The organism is Thioclava sp. F28-4 (assembly GCF_002020045.1).
In the GTDB taxonomy this organism is placed as follows: domain Bacteria; phylum Pseudomonadota; class Alphaproteobacteria; order Rhodobacterales; family Rhodobacteraceae; genus Thioclava; species Thioclava sediminum.
In genome coordinates this window covers 63,694-90,379 of sequence record NZ_MPZQ01000003.1, presented here as the reverse complement: position 1 = coordinate 90,379, position 26,686 = coordinate 63,694, and the positions used below count along the sequence as shown (strand labels likewise).

Genomic DNA, 26,686 nt, shown 5'->3' with positions numbered 1-26,686 from the left:
CGGCTGGATTTACCGCCTGACGGGATCAGGTGATGACGTCGGGCTTCACGCGCCCCGTGCGTTCACGGATGTCCACCAGCGCCTCTGTCGCCCGGATGATCGGCGAAAGCGCCTCTTGCGGATCATGGTCTAGCCCATCCGGTCCCGGCGCATAGCGCTCGAGATACACGCGCAGCGTCGCGCCCTCGGTGCCCGTGCCCGACAGCCGCAGCACGACGCGCGAGCCGCCTTCGAACAGAATACGGAAGCCCTGACCTTCCGCGATGGAGCCATCGACCGGGTCGGTATAGGAAAACTCGTCTGTGCTTTCGACGACAAGCCCTTCGACCTGCGTCCCTTTCAGCTCTCCAAGGCGGCTGCGCAGATCGTCCAGCATCGCCTCTGCCTGCTCGGTCGGCAGCGCCTCGTAATCGTGGCGCGAATAGTAATTGCGGCCGTAGCGCGCGAAATGATCGGCCATGATCTCGGCCACCGACATCTTGCGCACGGCTAGGATGTTGAGCCACATCAGTACTGCCCAGAGCCCGTCCTTCTCGCGCACATGGTCGGAGCCCGTGCCGAAACTTTCCTCGCCACAGAGCGACACGCGCCCCGCATCCATCAGATTGCCGAAGAACTTCCAGCCCGTCGGTGTCTCGAAGCAGTCGAGGCCTAGCGCCTCGGCCACCCGATCCGCCGCCGCAGATGTCGGCATGGAGCGCGCGACGCCCTTCAACCCGTCCTTGTAGCCCGGCACGAGATGCGCATTTGCGGCCAGCACCGCGAGACTGTCCGACGGCGAGACATAGGTTCCCGCACCGAGGATCATGTTCCGGTCGCCATCGCCATCCGAGGCCGCGCCGAAATCCGGTGCGTTTTCGCCCATCATCTCGTCCATCAGCTCATGCGCCCAGGTCGGGTTCGGATCGGGATGCATGCCGCCGAAATCCGGCAGCGGCGTGCCATGCGTGACGGTTCCTGCGGGTGCGCCGAGGCGGTTCTCGAAAATCTCCACCGCGTAAGGTCCGGTGATGGCGCACATCGAGTCCATCCGCATCCGGAAACCCGCTTTAAAGATGTCCCGCAACGCGTTGAAATCGAATATCGTTTCCATCAGGTCGGCATAGGCGCTCACCGGATCGACGACTTCGACGATCATCTCTCCCAGCGGCGTCTCGCCAAGGCTGTCCAGATCGGGATCTGCCGCATCCAGTAAGTGATATTCGCTGATCTCCTGCGTGCGCTTGTGGATCGCCGAGGTGATCGATTCCGGCGCAGGCCCGCCATTGGCGCTGTTGTATTTGACACCGAAATCCTCGTCCGGACCGCCCGGATTGTGACTGGCCGAGAGGATGATCCCGCCATCCGCCTGACGCTGCCGGATCAGGTTCGAGGCGGCAGGCGTCGAGAGCCACGCACCCTGCCCCACAATCACCCGCGCAGCCCCGTTGGCGGCTGCCATTTTCAGGATCGTGCTTGCCGCTTCACGTCCGAAATAACGCCCGTCACCGCCGAGAATCAAGGTCTTGCCGCGCACGCCACCGATCGCGTCGAAGGTCGATTGCACGAAATTCTCGAGGTAGCTTGGCTGCATGAAAACGCGGGTTTTCTTGCGCAGCCCCGAGGTGCCGGGTTTCTGGCCGTCGATTGGTTGGGTCGCGTGGCGGGTCATGATTTCTCCTGCACTGTGGCGCGGGTAAAGACTTGAACGGATTGTGCGGCAAGGCAAGCCTCGGGGGCGTCGATTTGTTCCGCTTCTCGTCCCGGCAAAGCGGAATCGAGCGCGCGAGTCCAACGTCCCGGCGGCAATGTGATGTGCCGTTCGGGCCCTGCGTTGAGGATCACGTAGACCGCCTCGCTGCCGGCCTCGCCGGCTGGACCTTCGGCAGCGCCGCGGATTTCGACCCCGATGCAGCGCAGTTCGGGATCGTTCCAATCATGCGGCTCGGGTTCCTCGCCAGAGGCAAGCCGCCAGATCAGATCGCGCATCCCGTCCTGCTTGCGGATCAGCGAGTGCAGATAGCGGTTTTGCCGCAGGACGCGGTGATCTTTTCGTATCTGGATCAGATGCTTGACGAAGGTTTTTAAAGTATCGTCGGGTCCGGTCCAATCGACCCAGCCGATCTCGTTATCCTGCGCATAAGCGTTGTTGTTGCCGCCCTGCGAATTGCCGATCTCGTCGCCCGCCAGCAGCATTGGCACGCCCTGGCTCATCATCAGCGTCGCAAGCAGCGCGCGTTTGCGCAGGGCCTGCGCCTCGACGCTCTCCAGCGCCTCCGAGAAATTCGCGTCGTGGCCGTCGCGGTTTTCCTCGCCATTCGCGAGGTTCTGTTTTTCACCATAGGAAACAAGGTCTTGCATCGTGAAGCCGTCATGGGCGGTGATGAAATTCACCGAAGCCGTCGCGGGCCGCCCGTTCTGGTCGAAGATTTCCGCCGAGCCTGCGACGCGACGCGCCAGATCGCCCGCCATGCCCCGGTCGCCGCGCCAGAACCGTCGCGCGTCGTCGCGGAAGCGGTCATTCCATTCGGTGAACGGATGCGGGAAGCCACCCAGGTAATAGCCGCCCGGCCCGATGTCCCAGGGCTCTGCGATCAGCTTAACCCCTCGCAGCACCGGATCTTGCTCAATCGCGGCGAGGAACTGCGCATGCGCCTCGACGGCCCCCGAGGTCCCGCGCGCCAGTGTCGCGGCCAGATCGAAGCGGAAGCCATCGACGCCCATCTCCTCGACCCAATGGCGCAGGCAATCCATCACCAGCCGCAGACAGAGCGGGTTCGACAGGTCCAGCGTGTTGCCGGTCCCGGTCTCGTCGATATAGGCGCCGTCGGGCGTCAGCCGGTAATAGCTCGCATTGTCGATCCCACGCAGGCTGAGCATCGGCCCGATCGCATTGCCCTCGCCCGTGTGGTTGTAGACGACGTCGAGGATCACCTCGATCCCGGCGCCATGGAAGCGCCGCACCATCTCGCGAAATTCACCGCGCGGATCGGCACCGGAATAGCGCGGCTCCGGCGCGAAATTGGCGATGGGCTGGTAGCCCCAGTAATTGCTCAAGCCCTTCTCGACGAGGAAGCGATCATCGAGATAGGCACAGCTCGGCAGCAGCTCGATCGCGGTGATCCCGAGATCGGTCAGATGGGACAGGATCGGATCGGAGGCGAGCCCCGCCCAGGTGCCGCGCAAGGATTCGGGCACCTCCGGATGGGTCATCGTCAGCCCCTTGGGATGGGCCTCGTAGATCACCGTCTCCGACCAGCTATGCTGCGGCCGATCCCAATCGGGCCGCGCGATCTCGGCCACGATAGATTTCGGCGTGACGCTTGCGCTGTTGCGCCGGTCGGGTTTGGATTTCCCATATTGCATAGGGGCTTGCCAGCTGATCTTCGAGTCGATCTCGCGCGCATAGGGGTCGATCAGAAGCTTCGCCGGGTTGAACCGATGCCCCGCTTCGGGTGCCCAAGGCCCATGCACCCGGTAGCCATAACGCGCGCCCGGCTTAAGACCCGCAACGAAGCCGTGCCATGTCGGCCCGGTGCGCCCCGGCAGGTCGATCCTCTGCTCGCCAGATTTGGTGAACAGGCACAGCTCCACCCGCTCGGCATGGGCCGAGGCCAGAGCGAAGTTCACGCCGCCCTCGCAGGGCGCGGCGCCCAGCGGGTCCGCTCTGCCGGGGCTTATCTTCATCGGGCGAGAAGCGCGTCATAGAGCGCGGCGTAGCGTGCGGCTGATCCGTCCCAGCCCCAATCGGTCTTCATTGCCCGGCGCTGCATCGCGGCCCAGCCTTTGCGATCGCCGTAAAGCGCGATCAGCTTCATGAGCGCCTGCCGCAACGCGAGATCGTCGACGGGATGGAAGACGATCCCGGTCGATGCGCCTGCGGCCTCGGTCGCGGGCGTCGCGCCCACCACCGTATCGGCGAGACCACCGACGGCGGAGACCACCGGCAGGCACCCATAGCGCAGCCCGTAGAGCTGGGTCAGCCCGCAGGGTTCGAAGCGCGACGGCACCAGCACCGCATCGCCGCCTGCATACATCCGATGGCTCAGCGCCTCGTCATAGCCGATATTCACGCCGACCCGGCCGGGGTGACGCGCGGCAAGGTCGCGCATCGCGTCTTCCGCCCAGCCATCGCCCGATCCCAGCACCGCAAGACCGCCGCCCGCCTCGAGATAGGGCCCAAGCGCCGGGGCGATCAGGTCGATGCCTTTCTGCGGGGTCAGGCGCGAGATCAGGATCGCCAGCGGTCCCGGCACATCGAGATCAAATTCGGCCTCCAAAGCTTTGCGGTTCTTCGATTTTCCGCCGGGTTTCGCCGCCGAGAAAGAGCTCACTTCCGGATCGGTCTCGGGGTTCCAGACATCCAGATCGATCCCGTTGAGAATTCCGTGCAGGTCACCCGCGCGCGCCTGAATGACGCCTTCCAGTCCCATGCCGAACTCGCCGCGCATCAACTCGTCGGCATAGCGCGGGCTGACCGTGGTGATCGCGCTCGCCGCGACCAGCCCGGCTTTCAGCGTTGAGATGTCGCCCCAGAATTCCACACCCTCGCGGGTGAAATCCCAGGTCTGCAGTCCAAGCGCCGCCAGCTTGTCGCGGCCGAACCGGCCCTGAAATGCGATATTGTGGATGGTCATCACCGTCGGAATGCCGGTGCCGCGCAGATACCACGGCACGAGCCCGGTCTGCCAATCGTGGCAATGCACCAGATCGGGCTGCCATTTGCCCGCGCCCTCGCGCGCAATCTCGGCGGCGACGAAGCTGAGGGCTGCGAAGCGTTCGGCATTGTCGGGGTAGTCGTGCCCGTCTTGCGAATACGGGCCCCCGTTCCGGTCGAACAGGTGGTCGGCCTGCAGCGCCAGCACCTCCATCCCGCCCGCTTTGCCCAGCACCAGCCGCGCCGGGCCGCCATAGAGTCTCTCGCTTTCCCATACCGGTTTCGGCGATTTCAGCTTTTTCAGAATCCCGCGATAGGCCGGGATCATCACCCGCATCTCCCAGCCCTGCCCTTTGAGCGCGGCCGGCAAGGCGCCCGCTACATCGGCCAGACCGCCCGTCTTGATCAGCGGGACCGCTTCTGACGCAACCGAGAGCACGCGTTTCATATCTTCGCTCTTTCCAAATATCCCGGGGCGCGGGGCAGCGCCCCGCTCTTTGCCCCCGTTAGTCCAATGCCGCCGCGCGTTTGTCGAGCATCGTCTGCGTGATCAGCACGACACCGCCTTCAGACCGGCGGAACCACTTCTCGTCCTCTTCCGGATCTTCGCCCACGACGAGCCCTTCGGGAATATGCACGCCGCGGTCGATCACGCATTGGCTCAGCCGCGCATGCCGCCCGATATCGACGTATGGCAGCACCACGGCCTCCTCCAGGCTCGCGAAACTATGCGCGCGCACGCCGGTATAGAGCAGCGAATTGCGCACCTCCGCGCCCGAGACGATGCAGTCGCCCGAGACCAGCGAGGAAATTGCCGAGCCGCGTCTGCCATCCTCGTCATGGATGAATTTCGCGGGCGGCACGATCTCTGCATAGGTCCAGATCGGCCATTCGGTGTCGTAGAGGTCCAGCTTCGGCGTGAAATCGGTCAGGTCGATATTGGCCTGCCAGAAGGCATCCACCGTGCCCACGTCGCGCCAGTACGGCTCGGTCTCGAGCCCCGTCGTCACGCAGCTATCCGAGAACTTATGCGCCATCGCTTTGCCGTGCTTGACGATCTGCGGGATCAGGTCATGCCCGAAATCATGGGACGAATTGGGGTCTTCCATGTCCCGGATCAGCAATTCGCGCAGGAATTGCCAGTCGAAGACATAGATCCCCATCGAGGCCAGCGCATGATCGGGATCGCCGGGCATCCCGGGCGGGTCCGCGGGCTTTTCGAGGAAATCGGTGATCTGCCCGGTCTTGTCGATGGCCATCACGCCAAAGGCGGTCGCCTCCATCCGCGGCACGGTCAGACAGCCGATGGTGACATCGGCCTTGGTCTCGACATGCTGGCGCAGCATCACCTCGTAATCCATCTTGTAGATGTGGTCACCGGCGAGGATGATGACGTATTTCACGCCGTAATCTTCAATGATATCAATATTCTGCGCCACCGCGTCGGCGGTGCCTGCATACCAGCGGCTATCGGCCACTCGTTGGCTCGCGGGCAGGATGTCGAGATATTCGTTCCGCTCGGCGCGGAAGAAATCCCAGCCGCGCTGGATGTGGCGGATCAGCGAATGGGCCTTGTATTGCGTGGCGATCGCCATCTTGCGGATGCCGGAGTTGAGCGCGTTCGACAGGGCGAAATCGATGATCCGGGTCTTGCCGCCGAAATAGACGGCCGGTTTGGCGCGCCGGTCGGTCAGTTCCTTCAGGCGGCTGCCGCGGCCGCCCGCCAGAACGAAGGCCATGGCCTGTGCGCTGAGGCGTGTGTTGGGCTGTGGTTTCATAATCCTCCCCCTCCTCTGGGCATCGCTTATGCGGGCGTGAACATCACGACTGACAGCGGCGGCAAATACACCTCCGCGCTATGGGCGCAGCGGCCCTGCGCGTGATCTTCGGCGCGGATCGCACCGAGATTGCCGCGGTTCTCGCCGCCGTAGAAACCGGAATCCGTGTTGAGTATCTCGCACCATTCGCCGTCCAGCGGCAGGCCGATGCGGTAGCTGTGCTCGACCGGGGTCAGGTTCGCGACCACCACGACCGGATCGGACCCGGGCGCGCGACGCTCGAAGATGAAGACCGAAGCCTCGGAATCGTCGGCGGCGATCCATTCGAACCCCTCCGGCTCGCAATCGCCCCAATGCAGCGCAGGCGTCTCGCGATAAAGCCGGTTGAGGTCGCGCACCAGCGCGCGCAGCCCCTCGTGGCGCGGATCGTCGAGCAGATACCAGTCGAGCTCGCGTTCATGGCTCCATTCCGACCATTGGCCGAATTCCTGCCCCATGAACAAAAGCTTCTTGCCCGGATGCGCCCATTGGAACGCGTAGAAGGCGCGCAAATTGGCGTATTTCTCGGGGTCGTTTCCGGGCATCTTGCCCAGCATCGAACCCTTGCCGTGCACGACCTCGTCATGGCTGATCGGAAGGATGAAATTCTCGCTGTAAATATACGAGCTCGCGAAGGTCAGCTCGTTATGGTGGAACTTGCGATAGAGCGGATCGCGCGCGAAATAGCGCAAGGAGTCGTTCATCCAGCCCATGTTCCACTTGTAGCCGAAGCCCAACCCGTCCTCGTGCACGGGGCGCGTGACACCGGGATAGGCGGTACTTTCCTCCGCCACCGTCATGATGCCTTCCGCGCCGCCGTAAGAGGCCGCGTTCATGTTTTGCAGGAATTCGATCGCCTCGAGGTTCTCGCGCCCGCCATATTTGTTGGGCACCCATTCGCCCGCGGCGCGCGAATAGTCGCGGTAGAGCATAGAGGCCACCGCATCCACGCGCAGCCCGTCGAGGTGGTATTCCTCCAGCCAGAACAGCGCATTGGCCAGCAGGTAATTCGACACCTCGCGCCGCCCGTAATTGTAGATCAGCGTGTTCCAGTCCTGATGGAAACCCTCTTTCGGGTCGGCGTGCTCGTAAAGCGCCGTGCCGTCGAAATGTCGCAACCCGTGATCGTCGGTCGGGAAATGTCCCGGCACCCAGTCGAGGATCACACCGAGGCCCCGCCGATGCGCCGCATCCACGAATTCCGCGAATTCCTCGGGGCGGCCGTGGCGGATCGTCGGCGCGTAGAGCCCGATCGGCTGATAGCCCCAGGAGCCGTCGAACGGGTGCTCGGTAATGGGAAGCAGCTCGATATGGGTGAAACCCATGTCGCAGACGTAGTCGACCAGTTTCTCGGCCAGTTCGTGATACGAGAGCGGCCTGCCCCCCTCGTCCCAGACCCGCATCCAACTCCCGAGATGCACCTCGTAGACCGAGATCGGCGCGTGGCGTTCCTGCGCCTCGGCGCGGGTCTGACACCATGCGCTGTCGCCGAAGCGATGCCGCCCGAGCTTGCGCACGACCGAGGCCTGCGCGGGCGGGTGCTCTGCGCCGAAGCCGACCGGATCGGCCTTCAGCGGCAGCACGGTCCCCTCCGCGTCGAGCAGCTCGTATTTGTAGAGCGCGCCTGCATGGATGCCGGGAACGAAAATTTCCCACACGCCGGACGCGCCGATGCGGCGCATCTGGTGGCGACGACCGTCCCAGAAGTTGAAATCGCCCACGACCGAGACCCGGCGCGCATTGGGCGCCCAGACTGCGAAATGCACGCCTTCGACATCCTGATGGGTGATCACATGAGCGCCGAGCTTCTCCCAGAGCCGCGTATGCGTCCCCTCCCCGATCAGGTATTCGTCGATCGCGCCGAGCACCGGCGCGAAGCCATAAGGGTCGTCGAAATCCCATGTCGTCTGATCGTGCCGTGCGCGCAGATGGTAGGTTTTCTCGGTCCATTTGCCGGTGAAGATCCCCGGCACGACGGGCTCCAGCGCGACCTCTGTCTTGCCTAGCGCCCAGACCTCTTCTGCGCCGGGCACAAGCGCCACGATTTCCCCGTCATGCAGCCCCAGCAGGGAAAACGGATCGGGATGTTGCGCGTGGATAAGCGCTTCGGCCTCGTCGCGGGAAACTGTCATAGCGCTCCTTGGTTCACAGGGCCGATTGCGTGGTCCAGATCTCGTCCATGTAGCCCTTGATCGCCCGGTCGGAGGAGAAGAACCCCATCCGCGCGGTGTTCAAAACAGCCATCTTCGCCCAGCCTGCGCGATCGGCGAAGGCCGTGTCCACCTCTTTCTGGGCCGCCGCGTAGGCGTCGAAATCGGAAGCCACGAGGAAATAATCGCTGTGCCACATATTATGAACAAGATCGTGATAGCGTTCTGGTTCCTCAGGAGAAAACCGTCCCTCGGCGATCATCTGCAGCACGTCCTGCAAAGGCTGGCTTGCAAGGATCGCGTGGCGCGCATGTTCGGGATCGCGCCGGCGCTCCATCACCTCATCGGCGGTCATGCCGAAGAGGAAGAAGTTCTCCGCGCCCACCTGTTCACGAATTTCCACATTCGCGCCATCGAGCGTGCCGATGGTCAGCGCGCCGTTCAGTGCGAATTTCATGTTGCCGGTGCCGGAGGCTTCCTTGCCCGCAGTGGAGATCTGTTCTGACAGGTCCGCCGCCGGGATCAGCCGCTCGGCCATGGAGACGTTGTAATTCGGCGGATAGACGATCTTGAGACGTCCATCGACGTAGGGGTCGTTATTGACCACCTCGGCCACGTCATTGATCAGCCGGATGATCTGCTTGGCCGTGTGATAGCCCGGCGCCGCCTTGCCGCCGAAGATCTTCACGCGCGGCTGGAACTCGGCCTGCGGGTTCTCGCGGATCGCGTGCCATTCGGCGATGGTCTGCAAGATGTTGAGCAGCTGGCGCTTGTATTCGTGGATCCGTTTCACCTGAATGTCGAAGATCGCATCGGGGTCGAGGGTGACCCCTTGCGTGTCGCGCACCCAATCCGCCAGATGTACCTTGTTGCGCCGTTTCGCGGCCATGAAAGCGTCGCGGAAGCTCGCATCCTCGGCATAGGGCTCCAGTGCGCGCAGCTTGTCGAGATCGGCCTCCCAGCCATCGCCGATCGTGTCGATGATCAGATGCGACAGCTCTCCATTGGCCATGCGCAGCCAGCGGCGCGGCGTGATCCCGTTGGTCTGGTTGATGATGCGCCCCGGATGGAGCCGATCCAGCTCCGGGAACAGGTTGCGCTTGATCAGCTCGGTATGGAGCGCCGAGACCCCGTTCACCTTATGCGAGGTGATGAAGGCCAACTCGCCCATCCGCACCTCCTGATGCTTCACTATGCCGACGTAATGCGCGCGTTTGGGGAATTTGCGGCGGTGCCAGCTGTCGATCTTCTCGATGATCTGCATATGGCGCGGCAGCACGGTGCCCATCAGATAGGTCGCCCAACGCTCCAGCGCCTCGGGCAGCAGTGTGTGGTTCGTGTAGCCCAGACATTGCATCGTGATCTCGAGCGCGGCGTCGAACTCCATGTCATGCAGATCGGTGAGGATGCGGATCAGCTCCGGCCCCGCGATCGCCGGATGCGTGTCGTTCATCTGGATCGCGACGAACTCCGGCAGCTCCTCGATCGTGTGCCCGGCGGCCAGATGGCGGCGCATGATGTCCTGCAGCGCGGCGGAGGTCAGGAAATACTCCTGTTTGAGGCGCAATTCCTTGCCCGCATAGGTCGTGTCATCGGGATAGAGCACGCGGGATAGCGTGCGCGCCAGCGCCTCGGGTTCGGCTGCGGCGGCGTAATCGCCGTGATTGAAGCGTGCGAGGTCGAACTGCTCGGTGGGCTTGGCCGACCACAGACGCAGCGTGTTCGCCCATTTGCCCTCCCAGCCGATGATCGGCATGTCATAGGCTTCGGCCAGCACCGTTTCGCCTGGCACCCAATGCGGCTTGCCGTCCAGCGTTTCGACATGGCCCTTGAAGCCGATCTCATAGGCCGCCTCGGGCCGTTCGAATTCCCACGGGTGGCGCTGCTTGAGCCAATCCTCCGGCGTCTCGACCTGACGCCCGCCCTCGAAGCGCTGCTTGAAGAGGCCGTGTTCATAGCGGATGCCGTAGCCATATCCGGGGCAGCCCAGCGTCGCCATGCTCTCCATGTAGCAGGCGGCCAACCGCCCTAGCCCACCATTGCCGAGCGCCGCGTCGGGCTCGTTCTCGACCACGGCTTCCCAGTCCTGACCAAGCGCTTCCATCGCCTCGCGGCAGGTGGCGCGCAACCCGAGGTTGATCGCGGCATCCTCGAGCATCCGCCCGATCAGGAATTCCATCGAGAGGTAGTAGACCCGCTTGCGTCCCTCTTCCCATGTCCGCCGGGTCGCTGCGAACCACGGCGCCACGACCCGGTCGCGGATCGCCAGAGACAGCGCCATGCGCCAATCATAAACCGAGGCGTGGTCGGGATCCTTGCCCATCGAAAAAGTGATGTGGTGCAGAATTTCTTCGCGAACTGTCTCGGCACTGGGCAATTGGGTGTCTTTCAAGGGGGAGGTCTCCGGAACGCGTCAGATAGCAATTGATTGATGAGCCGCCCCCTGCTCAAGGTCAAGCGAAGGCGCAGAAACGGCCCGAGCGGCGGTTGCCGTTTGCGCTAACAATTCTATCCTTGCCGCGATAACGGGCAACAGGAAACTGAAAGAGGAGCGATTCATGGCAAAGGATTGGTGGCGCGGAGCGGTTATCTACCAGATTTATCCGCGTAGCTTTCAAGACGACTCGGGCGACGGGATCGGCGATCTGAAGGGGATCACGCGCAGGCTCGATCATGTCGCCTCGCTGGGCGTCGATGCGATCTGGCTGTCGCCGATCTTCACTTCGCCGATGGCGGATATGGGCTATGACGTCTCCGATTATCGCGGCATCGATCCGCAATTCGGCACGCTGGAGGATTTCGACGCGCTGGTGGCGCGCGCCCATGAGCTGGGCCTGAAGGTCGTGATCGATCAGGTGATCTCGCACAGCTCCGATCAGCACCCGTGGTTCAAGGACGCCAAGAAAGGCGGCGCGAAGAAGGACTGGTATGTCTGGGCCGATCCCAAGCCCGATGGCAGCCCGCCCAACAACTGGCAGGCGGTGTTCGGCGGCTCGTCCTGGGAATACGCCCCCGAGCGCGGCCAGTATTACCTGCACAACTTCCTGATCGAGCAGCCTGACCTGAACCTGCACAATCCCGAGGTTCAGGACGAATTGCTCGACGTGTTCCGCTTCTGGCTGAATCGCGGTGTCGATGGCTTCCGCCTCGATACGGTGAACTACTACTTCCACGACCCGAAACTGCGCGACAATCCGGCGATGGACCCCGATCCCGAACGCTGGCCGCCGGTCTCGACCTACGACATGCAGGATCACGAGTTCGACAAGAACCGTCCCGAAAACGTCCCCTTCCTCAAGAAGATGCGCGCGGTGATGGACGACTACGAGGCGCGCACGCTGATCGGTGAAGTCGGCGAAGCGCCCCATCGCGCGCTCGGCATCATGGAAGAATACACCCGCGGCGATGACCGTCTGCACATGGCCTACAGCTTCGACATGCTGGGCCCGAAATTCACGCCCGCGCATTTCCGCGGCAAGATCGAGGGCTTCTTCAAGGGCGCGCCCGACGGCTGGCCGAGCTGGTCGTTCTCGAACCACGACGTGCAGCGCCATGTGACCCGCTGGGCGAAATACGGCACCGAGGACAGCATCGCGCGGCTGGCCATCGCGATGCTCGCGTCCTTCCAGGGCACGATCGGCATCTATCAGGGCGAGGAACTCGGCCAGACCGAGACCGAGATGGAATATCACGAGCTGACCGACCCGCCCGGCCTACGCTTCTGGCCCGAGAACAAGGGCCGCGACGGTTGCCGCACGCCGATGGTCTGGGACGAGAGCACGAATGCGGGCTTCTCCAAGGCCAAGCCGTGGCTGCCGGTGAAGCCGCCGCAAGCGGCCCGCGCCGTGGCACTGGAAGAGGCCGATGAGGGCTCGGTGCTCGCCTATTACCGCCGCGTTCTGGCCTTCCGGAAGGAAAACCCGGTGCTGCGCGAGGGCACGTCGACCTTCCTCGACCTGCCCGATCCGGTGCTCGGCTTCATCCGCGACGATGGCGCGATGAAATTCGCCTGTTACTTCAATCTCGGCCCCGATCCGGTGACGCTCGACGCCGACGGGGAGCTTGTCGGCCCCTGCCTTGCCGCAACGCTGGAGGGCGGCACGCTGTCGCTCGGCCCGAATGGCGCGGCTTGGGTGAAGCTCTGAGGCGCTAAAGACGACCCATAAACGCGGCGGACAGGACCGGAACAGGACCTGTCGCCGCCTCACGGACCCATGACGGCGTCGGGAGCGTTTGCTCTCGGCGCCGCGTGTGTTTCTGTTTTCTTTCTCTAGTAAGTCGCGCGGTCTCGGCCAATAAGGTGCGTTCGGGACGATTTCTTACGGAATTTTAAGAAGGCCATAAATTCCTTCTGCGATTGTCCCGCCAGAGATAGGAAAAAACGTGGAAATATAACATGGCTCTCGCTGATCCGGCGCAACCTGCCCCGCCCCAATCGCGTGTGAAGATTCTCTGGCCGATTGCGCTCGGGCTCGTGCTGTTCCTGATGGGGCTGTGGGCGCTGCATCATCTTCTCGCGAGCATCGACGTGCATCAGGTGATCGCGCAGATCAAGGCGACGCCGTGGCCCACGCTCGGCGCGGCCGTGGGCGCGACCGCTTTGGGCTATCTGGCGCTGGTGGGCTACGATTTCTGGGCGCTGCATTATCTTGGCAAGCAGCTGCCGCTGCGCACCGTCGCGCTTGGCGGGTTTCTGGGCTACGCCTTCGGCAATACGGTCGGGATCAGCGTGATCTCGGGCGGGGCCGTGCGCTATCGCATCTATTCCGCCGCCGGTCTGAACGCCTTCGAGGTCGCGGCGCTGTCGTCCTATATCGCGCTGGCGATGGGGCTCGGGCTGACGATGGTCGGCGCGCTGGCGCTCTGCGTGCATCCGGCAGCGCTCGCGGGTGTCATTTCGGCGCCCGAGCCCGTGATCCGTATCGGGGCCCTGGCCGCGACGGCTCTTATTCTGGGCGGTGCCTTCTGGCTGTCTTATACCGGGCGCGCCCTGCGTATCCGGAACCGCGAGATCGCAATGCCCGTGCCGCGCATCCTGATCGGCCAGCTCGGCGTGGCGCTGTTCGACTCGACCATGGCCGCGGGCGCGCTTTGGGTGCTGATGCCCGCAGGCACCCCGCCATTTGCGAGTTTCGTCGCGATCTACGCCGCGGCCAGCATGGTCGGCATCCTCAGCCACGTGCCCGGCGGCGTCGGCGTGTTCGAGACGGTGGTGATCGCCGCCCTGCCCGCGGGCGTGCCTTTGGGCGAGGCGGCAGCGGGCCTTCTGGCCTTCCGCATGATCTACTTCCTGCTGCCCTTCGTCATCGCCTTCGTCGTGGTCTCGCTGAATGAGGCGCGGCTCGCAGGTGGCTGGGCCACCCGCGTTTTCGGCGAAATCTCCGAGCCGATGCGCCCGGTGATCAGCGGCATCGAGGGGCTCGCGCCCCGGATCGCCGGGGTCGCGGTGCTGGGCCTCGGCTTCTGGATGGTGATCGTCGCGCTGATGCCGGTGCTGGGCCGACAAGGCGGCGAGCCGGGGCTGATCACGGCGGTTCTCGCGGAAGGCGGTACGCAGCTTTGTGCCCTCGCGGGTGTGCTGTTGATCGTGCTGTCGCATGGCTTGGTGCGCCGGGTGAGACTTGCCTATTGGCTGGTACTTGCGGGGCTGGTGCTTGGCGTGATCTCGGTTTTGGCGGCCGATCTCGACATCGACAACGCGGTTGTCCTGTCGCTCGCCGCGGTGGTGTTGCTGCCGTTCCGCGGGGCCTTTCACCGTCGGGTCGCGCTGACCGAGGGCGGCTACGGGCCGCTGTGGTTCGCGGTCATCCTTGGGATGGTGGCTTCTGCGGCGGTGTTTTTCTTCCTCGCCTATGCGGCGCATCCGTATTCCAACGCGCTCTGGCTCGATTTCACGGCGAGTTCACCCACACCACGGGCGCTCAGGGCCGGGCTCCTGATCAGCGCGCTACTGCTCGGGTTCCTCCTGTGGCTCACGCTGCGCCCGATGCGCCGCTTCACCTTTTCCGTCGATCCCGAACAGGACATCGCGGTCGCTGAAATCCTTGCAGCCCAAGACGTGCCACAAGGCTGGTTCGCGCTGACCGGCGATAAATGCGTGATGTTCTCGCCCGACCGCTCGGCCTTCCTGATGTATGCGCAGCGCGGCGGGATGCGGGTCGTGCTCGGCGATCCGGTCGGCCCGCCGGAAGCCGCGCGGCAACTGGCGTGGGAGTTTCACGAACGCGCGGTGAGCGAGGGGCTCACCCCCGTCTTCTACGAAGTCTCGACGACCAACCTGCCGCTCTGGATCGAGATGGGCTACGCGCTGCACAAGATCGGCGAGGAGGCCGTGGTCGATCTTCAGAAATTCTCGCTTTCGGGGCCGAAGTTCAAAACGATGCGGGCCGAGCAGAACCGCGCCCTCCGCGACGGTTTCACGCTCGAGATCGCGGCCCCGCCGCATGCGCCGGAGCTGATCGCGACGCTACGCGAGGTGTCCGACGCATGGCTGGCAGGCCAAAAAGGCCGCGAGAAAGGGTTCTCCATCGGCCGTTTCGATCCGCGTTACCTCAACCATTGCGAGATCGCGCTGATCCGGCGCGGCGGTGAAATCCTCGGTTTCGCGAACCTCCTGGGCGGGCCGGGCGCACGGCATTTCGCGATCGACCTGATGCGGTATCGCCCGGAGGCGGCCGACGGCGTCATGCAATTCCTGTTCATCGGCCTGATCGAGGCGCTGCGCGACCGCGGTGCGACTGAGCTCAGCCTCGGCCTCGCGCCGCTGGCAGGTCTGCCCGACCGTGCCTCTGCGCGGCTGACCAGCCGCCTTGGCAATCTGATCTATCGTCATGGCGGAAGTTTCTATAACTTCGAGGGGTTACGTCGTTTCAAACAGAAATTCCGGCCCGAATGGCGGCCCCATTATGTCGCGCTTCCGCCCGGCACCTCCCCCTATCTCGCGCTCACCGAAATTACCCTGCTGATCTCCGGCGGCGCGCGCAATCTGCTGACAAAGGACTGAAATGCTCGACGCCATCCACCAAGTGCTCCCGAATCTCGCCGCCCTGGGAATCTTCGGCTACTGGGTGATCGGGGCGGCAGCGGGGCTGGAGGCCTTCCTGCCGACCGGGATTTTCCTGCCCGGCACCCTGCTTGTCGATGCCGGCGGCGTGATGGTGCAGCAAGGGATGCTCGACCCGCTCGACCTTATGTGGTTCGTAGCGATCGGCTCGGTCCTCGGTGGAGAGGCCACGTTCTGGCTTGGTCGCCACGCGCGACGCGGTATGCTCGGGCGCTGGAATGTCGAAGGCATGGCCGCCTATCGCCGCGCGGAGAAGCTATTTGCACGCGATGGCGGCTTCGCGATCGTCATGGGGCGGTTTCTCGGCCCCGTGGCGGGTTTCGTGCCCTTCGCTGCCGCCCTCGCCGGGATGGAGACGCGACGCTTCCGCATCTGGAACCTGCTGAGCGGCTTTCCTTACGCGATCTTCCATGTCGGCTTCGGCTATGCGCTTGGCGCGGGGTTCACCAAGCTCGGCCCGATGATGACGCGCAACACCTTGTTCCTGCTGGGGCTCGTCGTGATCGCCGCACTGATTTTCTGGATCCTGAGGCGGCTCGACCGGGCGGTGCCCTATCTCCTCGCGATGGCAGGCGGGTTGATGGACGAGGTGGCCCGCCACCCCCGCGTCGACAGCTGGGGCGGGCGCCATCCGAAAACGGCGGCATGGATCGCGCGCAGGCTCGACCGCAGCAAGTTCTCCGGCCTGCCGCTGAGCCTTCTGGCACTCGGCTTCCTCTACCTCGCCTCGGTGCTGGTCGGGCTGTCGCTCGACTTCCTGCAAAGCGACCCGATCGTGCAGATCGACGCGCGGCTGGCGGCGCTGATGCGGCTGTTCTGGACGCCGGGCCTCATTCAGATCTTCACATGGATCACTGCGCTCGGCGATACGCAGCTCGTGGCGGCGCTGCTCGTGCTGGCGCTTGTCTGGCTCGCGTGGCTGCGTCGGTTCGATCTGGCTGCGGGGCTCGTGGTCTCGCTCGGGCTGGACCTGATCTCGGTGATCATTCTCAAGGCAAGCTTCGGGCGGCCGCGCTCGATCCTTGGCTATTTCCATGAGACCTCGGGCAGTTTCCCCTCCGGCCACGCGACCCTCTCGGTCGCCTTTTACGGGATGCTCGTCTTCCTCCTCTGGCGGCTGACGCGGCTCGGGGCGCTGAGCGCGAGCTTTCTGGCGGCCTTGGTCGCCGGTCTGATCGGGTTGAGCCGCCTCTATCTCGTCGAGCATTACCTGAGCGATGTGATGGGCGGCTGGCTTCTCGGCGCGATGTGCTTGCTGGTGGGTATCGCGGTGGCCGAGTGGTTGTTTCCGCGATGGGCCGGAGCGCCGCGCGCCCGGTCGCGCTGGCAGGCGGGCGTTATCGGCGTCGTGACGCTGGCGGTGCTGGGCTTCACGATGGTTCGCGTGCGCGATTATTCCAAGGCGCTGAACCCGCCCCCCGTGGCGCAGCCGCTGATCGTGATCTCGGAAGGGGCCGAGCCGCAGGCGCTGCGTGACGCGCCGCTGATGGCGCAGACACTCGATGCGGATCAACAGTTCCCGCTCTCGATCGCGCTATGGGCGACGAACCCCGATCAGATCACGACGGCGCTGAGCGCGATTGGCTGGCAACGCGCCGATGCGGTGACGCTCAAGACGCTGGCGGGCGCGGCCTTCGGGGCTGTGCGCGATACGATGCGCCCCGGCGCCGCGCTTGCGCCGCTGTTCTGGAAGAACGAGCCGAGCGGGCTTGGCTTCACCCGCGTGCCGGATGGCGACGCGACCGACAAGATGCCGCGGCTGCGGCTATGGCAGACGCGCTATACCGATGCATCCGGTGCGCGGCTCTGGATGGGGGCGATCACCCGCGATGACGGGCTGGTGCCGAGCGACGGGTCGACCGCGGGGCCGCTGGCATCCGATCTTGCGAAGGCGTTGAGCCAGAACGGCGGGGCCAAGCCGGTGGGCCAGATCTCCGGCACGGCTGCGTCGGACATCCCGGTTCTGGCGCTGCGGTAGCGGCGCGCCTCAGCCCGCGCGAAGGTCTTCGAGATAAATGCGAACCGCTTCCTGCACATGTCGGAAGCGGTCGCCGCCCAGATGCTTGCCGCCGAACCAGCGCGTGACGACGATGATATGGTCGTAGAGCTCTTCGCGCTCGAGCATCCGCAGGATCACCATGCCCGCGCCCGCCTCGCCATCGTCGTTCTTCACCGGGGCCTCCGCCGTCAGAAGCGCCCAGGTGTTATGCGTGGCCTTGGCGTATTTCTTCTTCCGGCAGAGTTCCTTGACGAAGACCTTGGCCTCCTCTTCCGAGGCGCAAGGTCCGCCCGAGACCGCGTATTTCGAGCCGCGGTCGCTGATGATGTTCTCGAGGATGCGCATGGCGCAGGTGTAGGGGCCAAGCGCCCAAGCGGCAAGGGTGGGCGGCAGACCGTGGCCCGCCGCCCTGCCCCTTCAGCCCAGTTTACGCAGACGCGCGATCAGCGAGGATGTGTCCCAGCGGTTACCGCCCATCGCCTGCACGTCCTTGTAGAACTGATCGACCAGCGCGGTGACGGGCAGCGAAGCCCCGATCTCGTCGCCGGTCTTGAGGCAGATCCCCAGATCCTTGCGCATCCAGTCCACCGCGAAGCCGAAGTCGAACTCGTCCTTCGCCATGGTCTCGTAGCGGTTGGCCATCTGCCACGAGCCGGCCGCGCCTTGCGAGATCACCTCGACCACGGCTGCGATGTCGAGATCGGCCTTCTCGGCGAAGTTCAGGCTCTCGGCGAGGCCCTGCACCAGACCCGCAATCGCGATCTGGTTGCACATCTTGGTCACCTGCCCCGCGCCGCTTTCGCCCAGACGGCGGCAGATCTTGGCATAGGCGTCGATCACCGGCTCGGCCTTGTCATAAGCCGCCGCGTCGCCGCCGCACATGACCGACAGTTGACCGTTTTCGGCCCCGGCCTGCCCGCCCGAGATCGGCGCGTCGATGAAGGCCACGCCGTGGCCCGCAGCTTCGCCCGCAAGTTCGCGCGTGACGGCTGCGGAAACCGTGGTGTGGTCGACGAAGACCGCGCCGGTTTTCATGCCCTTGAACGCGCCATCCTTGCCGAGGCAGACCTCGCGCAGATCGTCGTCATTGCCGACACAGGACATCACGAAATCCGCGCCTTTCGCGGCCTCGCGCGGCGTCGCTTCGGCCGTGCCGCCATGCTCTGAGACCCATTTCTCGGCCTTGGCGGCCGTGCGGTTATAGACCGTGACCTCATGGCCCGCCGATGCGAGATGCCCCGCCATCGGATAGCCCATCACCCCAAGCCCCAGAAATGCAACTTTCGCCATCGACCTCTCCCTTGCGTGAATACGAAACCGCGCCCCGTGTAGCGCGAGCGCGTTGATTGTAGCGTCGGGCTCAACTACTAACGCGCCAACCGGGCGCGTCAACTCATGCGCCGGGAGGCGGGATTTCGGGTGAGGCGCGCAGAGGGCTCGATGTATAAGGCATTTCGATGGGGCGTTCGGCTGATCATGGCCGCGATCGTGGGTGTGGTTCTCGTCGGGGGGATGATCTATTTCTTCGCCTCGCGCTCGCTTCCTGATTACGACGCGACCTATAAAGTCACCGGGCTCACCGCCCCAGTCGAGATCGTACGCTCGACCGAGGATGTGCCGCATATCTTCGGCAAGGACGACCCGGATGCCTTCTTCGCACTGGGGCTCGCCCATGCGCAGGACCGCCTGTGGCAGATGACGCTGATGCGCCGCACGGTGCAGGGGCGGCTGTCGGAAGTGTTCGGGCAGGAGACGCTGAAAACCGACGAGCTGATGCGCCGGATGGGCCTGTATCAGGCGGCGGTCGACTCGGTGTCCTCGCAGGACGATTACACCAAGGCCGCGCTTGAGGCCTATGCGCGGGGCGTCAACCAGTGGATCGAGATCGTCAACGAGGGCGCAATGGGGCGCGGCGCGCCGGAATTCTTCCTCTTCGACAGCAAGATCTCCTATTGGACGCCCGCGGATTCGCTCGCGATCATGAAGCTGATGGCGGTGCAGCTGTCGAACCAGCTGCAAGACGAAGTGCTGCGCGCCCGTGTGTCGCTCGTCGGCAAGGATCTCGTGCGCGACATCATGCCCGACGATCCGCAACAGGCGACCGCTGCCCTGCCCGATTACGCGAGCCTGTTCCCGACCATGCAAAAGGGCATTCAGACGGCGGAGAACGGGGCGCCGGGGGCGTTCTCTCCCTTCCCCGCACGTGGCTCTGCCGGTGCGTCAAACGCATGGGCTGCGGGGCCTGACCGCTCGGCTGCGGGGGGCGCGCTTCTGGCCAACGATCCGCATCTGGGTCTGACGGCGCCCTCGATCTGGTATCTGGCGCGGCTGCAACTGCAATCGGGCGGCGTGATCGGCGGCACGATCCCGGGGATGCCGCTGGTGCTCTCGGGCCGCAACAAGGATCTGGGCTGGGGGCTGACCACGGCCTATGTCGACGATCAGGACCTGCATATCGAGGAAATCGATCCCGACGATCCGACGAAATACCGCACGCCCGACGGCTGGAAGCGTTTCAAGACCAAGCGCGTGATCGTCGAGGTGAAGGACGCCAAGCCGGTCACGCTGACCCTACGCTGGACCGATAACGGCCCGGTGCTGCCCGGCAGCCATTTCGATCTGGCGACGGTCACGCCGCCGCATTCGGTGATGTCGCTCAGCTGGACCGCCTTCGATCCGAAGGACACGACGATGACCGGCGCGATGGACCTGATGCGGGCGCATTCGATCCCGCAGGCGATGGATGCGGCGAAGAAAATCGTCGCACCCGCGCAGAACATCACGCTGGCCGACAAGGACGGGGTGGCGCTGGTCACGGCCGGGAAAATCCCGCTGCGCGACCGGGCGAATGACACGGAGGGCCGGATGCCGAACGCGGGCTGGAAGCCCGAGAACCGCTGGAAAGGCTTCCTGCCCTTCAAGGACAACCCGCAATTCGTCGAGCCGAAAAGCGGCATCGTCGTGAACACCAATAACAAGACGGTGGACCGACCCTTCCCCTATAACGTCTCGTTCCACTGGGGCGACACGCAGCGTATTCAGCGCCTGTCGAAACTGATGGGCGAGCGTGAGGTGCATTCGCGCGACAGCTTCATCTCGGCGCAGCTCGATACCGTGTCGCCTGCCGCGCGCGGTCTGCTGCCGCTGGTCGGTGCGAACCTGTGGTATACCGGCGATCCCGCGCCCGCCGGCACGCCCGAGCGGATGCGCCAGCGCGCGCTGGAGATGTTGGCGAGCTGGGATGGCGAGATGTCCGAGCATCTGCCCGAGCCGCTGATTTACGCCGCCTGGATGCGCGAATTGCAAAACCGGCTGATCCGCGACGAACTGGGCCCGCTGGCGAAGAAATTCGACCATCTGGAGCCCCTGTTCATCGAGCGGGTCTTCCGCGACACCCAAGGCGCGAGCCATTGGTGCGACATCATCCAGTCCGCGCCGAAAGAGACCTGCAGCGATATCGCGCGGCAGTCGCTCGACGCGGCGCTGTTGGATCTGTCGAAGAAATACGGGCCGAATATCGAGAGCTGGCGCTGGGGCGATGCGCATATCGCCGAGCAGGACAATCAGGTGCTGGGCAAGGTGCCGGGGCTGAAATGGTTCGTGAATATCCGCCAGTCGACCTCGGGCGGCGACTTCACCCTGATGCGCGGGCGCACCAAGGGCGGCGACGGATCCGACCGCTTCGCCAATGTCCATGCGGCGGGCTATCGCGAAGTGCTCGATTTCGCGGATCCCGACAGTTCGGTCTTCATCATCTCGACCGGGCAATCGGGCCATCCGCTGAGCCGCCACTACGACGACCTGTCGGAACTGTGGCGTTCGGGCGAATATATCCCGATGTCGCTCGATCCGGCGCTGGCGCGTGCAGCGGCGGCGGGGATCACCCATCTGGTGCCGAAAGGCGGGTCGAAGCCGGGCAATTGAACTGAATTGAAACGCGGGGCGGACACTCGCCCGCCCCGTCTGCCCCTCAGTCCTCGCGCATCGTACGCTGCACTTGGTCGGCGACCGGCTTGAGTAGATAGGAGATCGCGGTGCGCTCTCCGGTCTGGAAGAAAACCTCAACCGGCATCCCCGGGCGCAGGCCCCGCCCGTCGGGCAGCACCGGCGCCTCGGTCAGCGCAACGGCACAGAGATAATAGCTCCCGCCGCTTTCGTCCTTCGTCGCCGAGGCTGCGACCACGCGCACCTCTCCCGCCACTTCCGGCGTCGTGCGTTGGTTGAAAGCGGTGAAGCGCAGCCGCACCGATTGGCCCGGAACAACCTGATCGATATCGGTGGTGCGCAGCCGCGCCTCCACGATCAGCTCGCCATCGGGCACGATCGCCATCACCCGCTCGCCCGGCGCGATCACACCGTTCACCGTATGCACGCCCAGCTCGTTCACCACGCCTGCGATCGGCGCGCGGATCTCGGTGCGCGAGAGTCGGTCGCGCGCGGCCACGGCGCGTTCGTGAAGCTCGGCCAGTTGGGCGTCGATGTCGCGCAGCTCCTTTTGCGCGGCGGTGCGGGCCTGATGGTCGAGCTCGAGGATACGCAGGTTCGACTCGCTGATCTGGCCCTTCACCCGCGCGATATTGGCCTCGATCTCGCCCGAGACCCCGTCGAGCCGCGCCATGTCGCGCTCGACTTCGGTGATCGCGCCCTTCTCGGTCAGGCCCTTCTTCAGCAGCTTTTGCAGCCTCTCGTGATCCTCGCCGCGCAGACGGCGTTCGATCTCGTTCGACTGGCGCTGCGCGTCGAGCGCGCGGATCTCCTCGTCGAACTGGTCGACCTGAGACAAAAGCTGGTCGCGACGCAAATCCTGCATCGCGCGGTCATGCGCCAGAAGCTGACGTTCGCCATCGGCAATCGCGGCCGTCTCCTCGGCGGTCTCAAATCCGTCCGGGAACACGATCTCGGTCGCGCTGTCGCGCACCGCGATCAGCCGCGCGCGGCGGCCGGTGAATTCGCGGATCTGGGTCTCGACGATCCCCAGTTCCGAGCGGAGCTGCGTATCGTCCAGCAGCACCACCACGTCGCCCGCCTGCACCAGATCGCCGTTCTCCACGCGGATATCGCGGATCACGCCGCCATCCGGGTGCTGCACGACCTTCAGTTGCGATTTCACCGCAACCTGCCCCTGCGCGATCACCGCGCCGGAGAGTTTCGCCTGCGCCGCCCAGCCCCCGAAGACGAGGATCAGCGCGCCTAGAAACGCCGTCGCGAACAGGATGCGCGCACGGATCGAGAACAGGGCCGGATCGTTGTGAGTCTTGGTCATTTTCGGTTCCCCCCACCAAAAATTTGCGCGCAGCCCGTCAGGCGGGCACGTCGCAATCAAAAAGGAAATTGGTTTCTTCAAGCGTGAGATGGCCGTCGAGTTCGATCTCGAAATCGTAATCCTCGATACTGCCATCCTCGTGCTGCGCGCTCAGCTTGGCTTTCACGACGGTGAATTCATGAGCGTTGTCTCCGTCTCCGTCTCCGTCTTCGATCTCGTAGGCCACGAAGACGCCGCCGCGCGCCTCGGGAACCTCACCGGTGGCGCCTGCAAAGAACAGACGCATCTCGCCATAGCCTTCGCCCATCGGGTCGATCTGCGAGAGGTCGATCCGGTCACCGGGTTCGAAATCGGTGATGCGGTCATGCCCTTGGCCTGCGTTCTGGATCGCGGCGAGCGAAGTGAAGACGAAGACGTCCTCGCCTGCGCCACCCGCGAAGAGGTTGCAGGCATCGCTTGCAACCAGCTGATCGTCGCCCGCGCCGGAGGTGACGTTCTCGATGCTGACGAGCGTCGCCTCGCCCGCAGCGCTCGTCATCGTCCCGGCCGACAGATCGACGGTGACCGACTCCGCGATGCGGCTGAGATCGAGCGTGTCGGAGCCTCCGCCGCCATCGTAGCTGTCGCCCGAGGCCTGCGAGATCTCTGCGACTACGATGCGGTCCTCGCCCGCGCCACCGGAAACGAGGTCTTCGCCTGCGCCCCCGTCGAGCAGATCGCAGCCTTCGCCGCCCATCAGCGTGTCGTTGCCCGCGCCGCCATCAAGGCTGTCCGCGCCCATACCGCCGTCGAGATAGTCATTGCCGTCTTCGCCATGCAGCGCATCCGCGCCCGCCTCGCCGAAAACGATATCGTCGCCCGCACCTGCGAAGACTGTGTCATTGCCTGCGCCGCCATAGATGACATCCGCGCCCGCCCCACCAATCAACACGTCGCAGCCATCGCCGCCGTCGAGTATGTCGTCGCCTTCGCGGCCATAAAGGATATCGTCCCCCCCCTCGCCCCGGATTGCGTCGCGATCGGGCGTGCCGAGCAGCAGATTGTCTTCGGCGGTGCCGACCACGTCGTGATAGTCCGGCGGCAGGATAAGTGCCGTCGCGGTCTGGCCGATTGCCAGCTCGCCATCGCTGAGGTCGTAGGTGATGACCAACTCGCCCTCGAACCCCTGATCGGGTTTGATGAGCCATTCACCCTCGCCATGGGCGATCACCTCGCCCCCTTGGGCTTGCATCGACAGGATGGAGAGCGGGTCGCCGTCGGGATCGCTCGCCCCGCTTAGCAGCACGGCCGCCACGATAAAGAAGCTCTCGTCACGCCGCCCGGGTGAGAGGCGCACGGGGCCATTCGTCTCGGGCGCGCGGTTGCGCGGGACCTCGGGCGGTTGACCCGGTGGACGCGGCTCATCGGGCGCGCGGTCCCCGCTTTCGCGCGCCTTGCGCGCCGCGGCACGGGTCGAGGAGAAGACCGGAACTTTCGGAAAATCGAACTCCTTCACCTCGATCGACTCGGGGAAGAAAAGCGTATCGTCCTGCGCATCCACCGTCGCCTTGTGCTTGGCGTGCCAGCGTTGCGGAGAGAGCGCGAAAGGTGCCGGCTTTGCGCCCGGGAACAGGATCACGTTGTCGGGCAAGGGATCGGGCTGCTCCTCCTCCTGCGCCAGCGCCGCGCTCGGCCCCATTTCGGGGATGTGATGCGCGTTCGGCGTCTGCGGGCCGGCGGGGGCGTCGGGATCTGCCGGGGGGTGGGCCGGGCCGTCCTGAACACCTTCCGCCTGCGCCGCATCCGTGCCGAAGAGCTTGCGCGCGAGCGCCGCCCAGGCAAGGACTACCAGCCCCACCGCCACGCGGCCGGGCCAGACCGAGCGCCCCTCGGGCGCACGGTATTTCTGTATCGGCGCGAGGGCCGCTTCGTCATCCGGGATACCGAGCTTGAGCTTGTCCTGGTCCATGGCTCAGCCCACCGCCTGCTCGATGCTGTCCCCCAGCTCCGCCGCTGCTGCGGGGCGTTTGCCCTTGGGCAGCGGTTTGAGCCCGACGGATCGATTGACGATCTCGTCTTTCGGGCCGAAGGCCACCAGCTTGCCGCCCTGAACGAAGCCCACGAGATTGACGGATTCCAGCGCCTTGGGCCGGTGCGCGATCACCACGACGATGCCGCCACGCGCCCGGACCGACGCGATGGCCGCGCTGAGCGCCGCTTCGCCATCGGCATCAAGGTTCGAGTTCGGCTCGTCCAGCACCACGAGGAACGGCGCCCCATAGAGCGCGCGCGCCAGACCGACGCGCTGACGCTGGCCCGCCGAAAGCGAGGTGCCGAAGGGGCCAAGCTGCGTCTGGTAGCCGTCGGGCAGATGGATGATCGTCTGATGCGCGCCCGCAGCCTTCGCCGCCGCCACGACATCCGCATCCGTCGCATCGGGGGCAAAGCGCGCGATATTCTCGGCGACCGTGCCTTCCATCAGCGAAACCTCCTGCGGCAGGTAGCCGATATGATCGCCCAGAAGGTCCACCCGCCACTGATCGAGCGCCGCCCCGTCGAAGCGGACATGGCCCCGCAGCAGCGGCCAGATGCCGACGATCCCCTTGGCGAGCGTGGTTTTACCCGAGCCCGAGGGCCCGATCAGGCCGAGCGCATCGCCCGATTTCAGATCGAAGCTGACGTCGCCCAGCAGCACTGCACCGGAGCCCGGCGCGACGACCGTCATCCCCTCGACGGTGAAGCTCTCGGTCGGCGCGGGCAAGGCGACCATTGTGTCGTCATCCTCGAGCGTCGCGAGCGTGTCGCGCAGCCGCGCATGGCTGCGACGCGCCGCCACGAAACCCTTCCAGTTGCCGATCGCCATTTCCACCGGCGCCAGCGCGCGCGACGCGGCCACCGAACAAGCGATGATCGCACCGGGCGACAGCTCGCCGACGATGGTCAGGTAAGCGCCAAGGCCCAGCAATGCCGATTGCAGCATCATCCGGGTGACCTTCGACAGGCCGCTGAGCGTGCCGGTGATGTCGCTGGTGCGCGCGTGCAGGCGCAGGTGCTCGGCATTGGCGGTGTCGAACCGCTCGACCGCGCGGCGACCGAAGCCCATCGCGTGCAGCACATCGGCGTTACGCGTGTTGGTGTCGGCGATCATCGCGCGGGCGATGGAGGCCTTCTGCAGCTCCCGACCCGAGCGGCGCGACATCATTTCGGTGATGACGGTCAGCGTGATCAGAACGCAGGCCCCGCCGATGGTCATCAGCCCCAGCAGCGGGTGAAGCAGATAGACGAAGCCGAGAAACAGCGGCATCCACGGCAGGTCCAGAAGCGCGATGGCCCCGGCCCCTGAGACGAAGCTGCGGATCGTGTCGACGTCGCGGCCCCGCTCCAGCGCCTCGGAGGTGGAATAGCCGAAACGCGGCATCTCGATCGCGACGCGATGCGTGAGCGGCGCGAGGCGGTTGTCGATCCGTGCGCCGACGCGCACGAGGATCTGGTTGCGCAGCACATCGAACAGGCCCTGAAACAGGTAGAGCGCGATGGCGAGAACCGAGAGCGCCAGCAGCGTCGGCACAGAGCCGCTGGTCAGCGCCCGGTCGTAGATCTGCAGCATGTAGAACGAGCCTGTCAGCGCGAGCAGGCTGATCACGAAGGACAGGCCGAGAAGAAAGACGATCAGCCCGCGATAGCGGCCGAGACGTTCGGAGACGAGCTCTTCGCTGGCTTGGAAACGGCGACGTGCATTGCTCATGTGATCCTCCCACCAAGATCTTGAGACTTTGAAA

General features: G+C 64.8%; 15 protein-coding genes. 4 read left to right on the top strand and 11 right to left on the bottom strand.

Annotation, left to right across the window (positions count from 1 at the left end):
- Window positions 1-25 precede the first annotated feature (25 nt).
- The 6 genes from BMI87_RS08050 to BMI87_RS08025 are packed head-to-tail and all read right to left on the bottom strand — an operon-like array spanning window position 26 to window position 10,995.
- A complete protein-coding gene (locus BMI87_RS08050) occupies window positions 26-1,651 on the bottom strand; it encodes an alpha-D-glucose phosphate-specific phosphoglucomutase (RefSeq protein WP_078520674.1) in 1,626 nt (541 codons plus the stop codon).
- On the bottom strand, window positions 1,648-3,666 hold the full coding sequence (gene glgX / locus BMI87_RS08045) for a glycogen debranching protein GlgX (RefSeq protein WP_078520673.1): 2,019 nt from the start codon (window positions 3,664-3,666) through the stop codon (window positions 1,648-1,650). The genes BMI87_RS08050 and glgX overlap by 4 nt, the downstream gene beginning before the upstream one ends.
- Window positions 3,663-5,084, bottom strand: coding sequence for a glycogen synthase GlgA (gene glgA / locus BMI87_RS08040; RefSeq protein ID WP_078520672.1), 1,422 nt, complete (start codon window positions 5,082-5,084; stop codon window positions 3,663-3,665). Before glgA ends, glgX begins: the two co-directional genes overlap by 4 nt.
- Window positions 5,085-5,142: 58 nt before the next feature.
- A complete protein-coding gene (glgC, locus tag BMI87_RS08035) occupies window positions 5,143-6,414 on the bottom strand; it encodes a glucose-1-phosphate adenylyltransferase (protein WP_078520671.1) in 1,272 nt (423 codons plus the stop codon).
- 26 nt (window positions 6,415-6,440) lie between these two features.
- Window positions 6,441-8,585, bottom strand: coding sequence for a 1,4-alpha-glucan branching protein GlgB (gene glgB, locus BMI87_RS08030; RefSeq protein ID WP_078520670.1), 2,145 nt, complete (start codon window positions 8,583-8,585; stop codon window positions 6,441-6,443).
- 13 nt (window positions 8,586-8,598) lie between these two features.
- The gene (locus tag BMI87_RS08025; RefSeq protein WP_078520669.1) at window positions 8,599-10,995 is read right to left on the bottom strand and encodes a glycogen/starch/alpha-glucan phosphorylase; all 2,397 of its coding nucleotides are present in this window, start codon (window positions 10,993-10,995) and stop codon (window positions 8,599-8,601) included.
- Between the two features lie 166 nt (window positions 10,996-11,161).
- Here BMI87_RS08025 and BMI87_RS08020 point away from each other — a divergent pair, with 166 nt between their 5' ends.
- The 3 genes from BMI87_RS08020 to BMI87_RS08010 all read left to right on the top strand — a co-directional run bounded on the left by BMI87_RS08020 (window position 11,162) and on the right by BMI87_RS08010 (window position 17,644).
- Complete coding sequence (locus tag BMI87_RS08020; RefSeq protein WP_078520668.1) at window positions 11,162-12,748, top strand: alpha-glucosidase; 1,587 nt, start codon at window positions 11,162-11,164, stop codon at window positions 12,746-12,748.
- Window positions 12,749-12,999: 251 nt separating this feature from the next.
- Complete coding sequence (mprF, locus tag BMI87_RS08015) at window positions 13,000-15,606, top strand: bifunctional lysylphosphatidylglycerol flippase/synthetase MprF (RefSeq protein WP_078520667.1); 2,607 nt, start codon at window positions 13,000-13,002, stop codon at window positions 15,604-15,606.
- A gap of 1 nt (window position 15,607) precedes the next feature.
- Window positions 15,608-17,644 carry a bifunctional DedA family/phosphatase PAP2 family protein gene (locus BMI87_RS08010; protein ID WP_078520666.1) on the top strand — a complete coding sequence of 679 codons (2,037 nt, stop codon included), beginning with the start codon at window positions 15,608-15,610 and terminating at the stop codon, window positions 17,642-17,644.
- A 9-nt stretch (window positions 17,645-17,653) separates the two neighbouring features.
- On the opposite strand, the gene BMI87_RS08005 is transcribed toward BMI87_RS08010, so the two are convergent.
- Together BMI87_RS08005 and BMI87_RS08000 are read right to left on the bottom strand one after the other, a co-directional pair.
- Window positions 17,654-18,010, bottom strand: coding sequence for a YigZ family protein (locus tag BMI87_RS08005; RefSeq protein ID WP_078520665.1), 357 nt, complete (start codon window positions 18,008-18,010; stop codon window positions 17,654-17,656).
- Window positions 18,011-18,082: 72 nt separating this feature from the next.
- Window positions 18,083-19,057, bottom strand: coding sequence for an NAD(P)-dependent oxidoreductase (locus BMI87_RS08000; RefSeq protein WP_256376234.1), 975 nt, complete (start codon window positions 19,055-19,057; stop codon window positions 18,083-18,085).
- A gap of 48 nt (window positions 19,058-19,105) precedes the next feature.
- On the opposite strand from BMI87_RS08000, the gene BMI87_RS07995 reads away from it, so the two are divergent.
- Window positions 19,106-21,589, top strand: a complete 2,484-nt coding sequence (locus BMI87_RS07995) for a penicillin acylase family protein (protein WP_078520663.1) — start codon at window positions 19,106-19,108, stop codon at window positions 21,587-21,589.
- A gap of 46 nt (window positions 21,590-21,635) precedes the next feature.
- Here the strand turns inward: BMI87_RS07995 and BMI87_RS07990 are convergent, their stop codons facing one another.
- The 3 genes from BMI87_RS07990 to BMI87_RS07980 are packed head-to-tail and all read right to left on the bottom strand — an operon-like array spanning window position 21,636 to window position 26,652.
- Complete coding sequence (locus tag BMI87_RS07990; protein WP_078520662.1) at window positions 21,636-22,928, bottom strand: HlyD family type I secretion periplasmic adaptor subunit; 1,293 nt, start codon at window positions 22,926-22,928, stop codon at window positions 21,636-21,638.
- 37 nt (window positions 22,929-22,965) lie between these two features.
- The gene (locus BMI87_RS07985) at window positions 22,966-24,876 is read right to left on the bottom strand and encodes a cadherin-like domain-containing protein (protein ID WP_078520661.1); all 1,911 of its coding nucleotides are present in this window, start codon (window positions 24,874-24,876) and stop codon (window positions 22,966-22,968) included.
- A gap of 3 nt (window positions 24,877-24,879) precedes the next feature.
- Window positions 24,880-26,652 carry a type I secretion system permease/ATPase gene (locus BMI87_RS07980; protein WP_078520660.1) on the bottom strand — a complete coding sequence of 591 codons (1,773 nt, stop codon included), beginning with the start codon at window positions 26,650-26,652 and terminating at the stop codon, window positions 24,880-24,882.
- Window positions 26,653-26,686 lie beyond the last annotated feature (34 nt).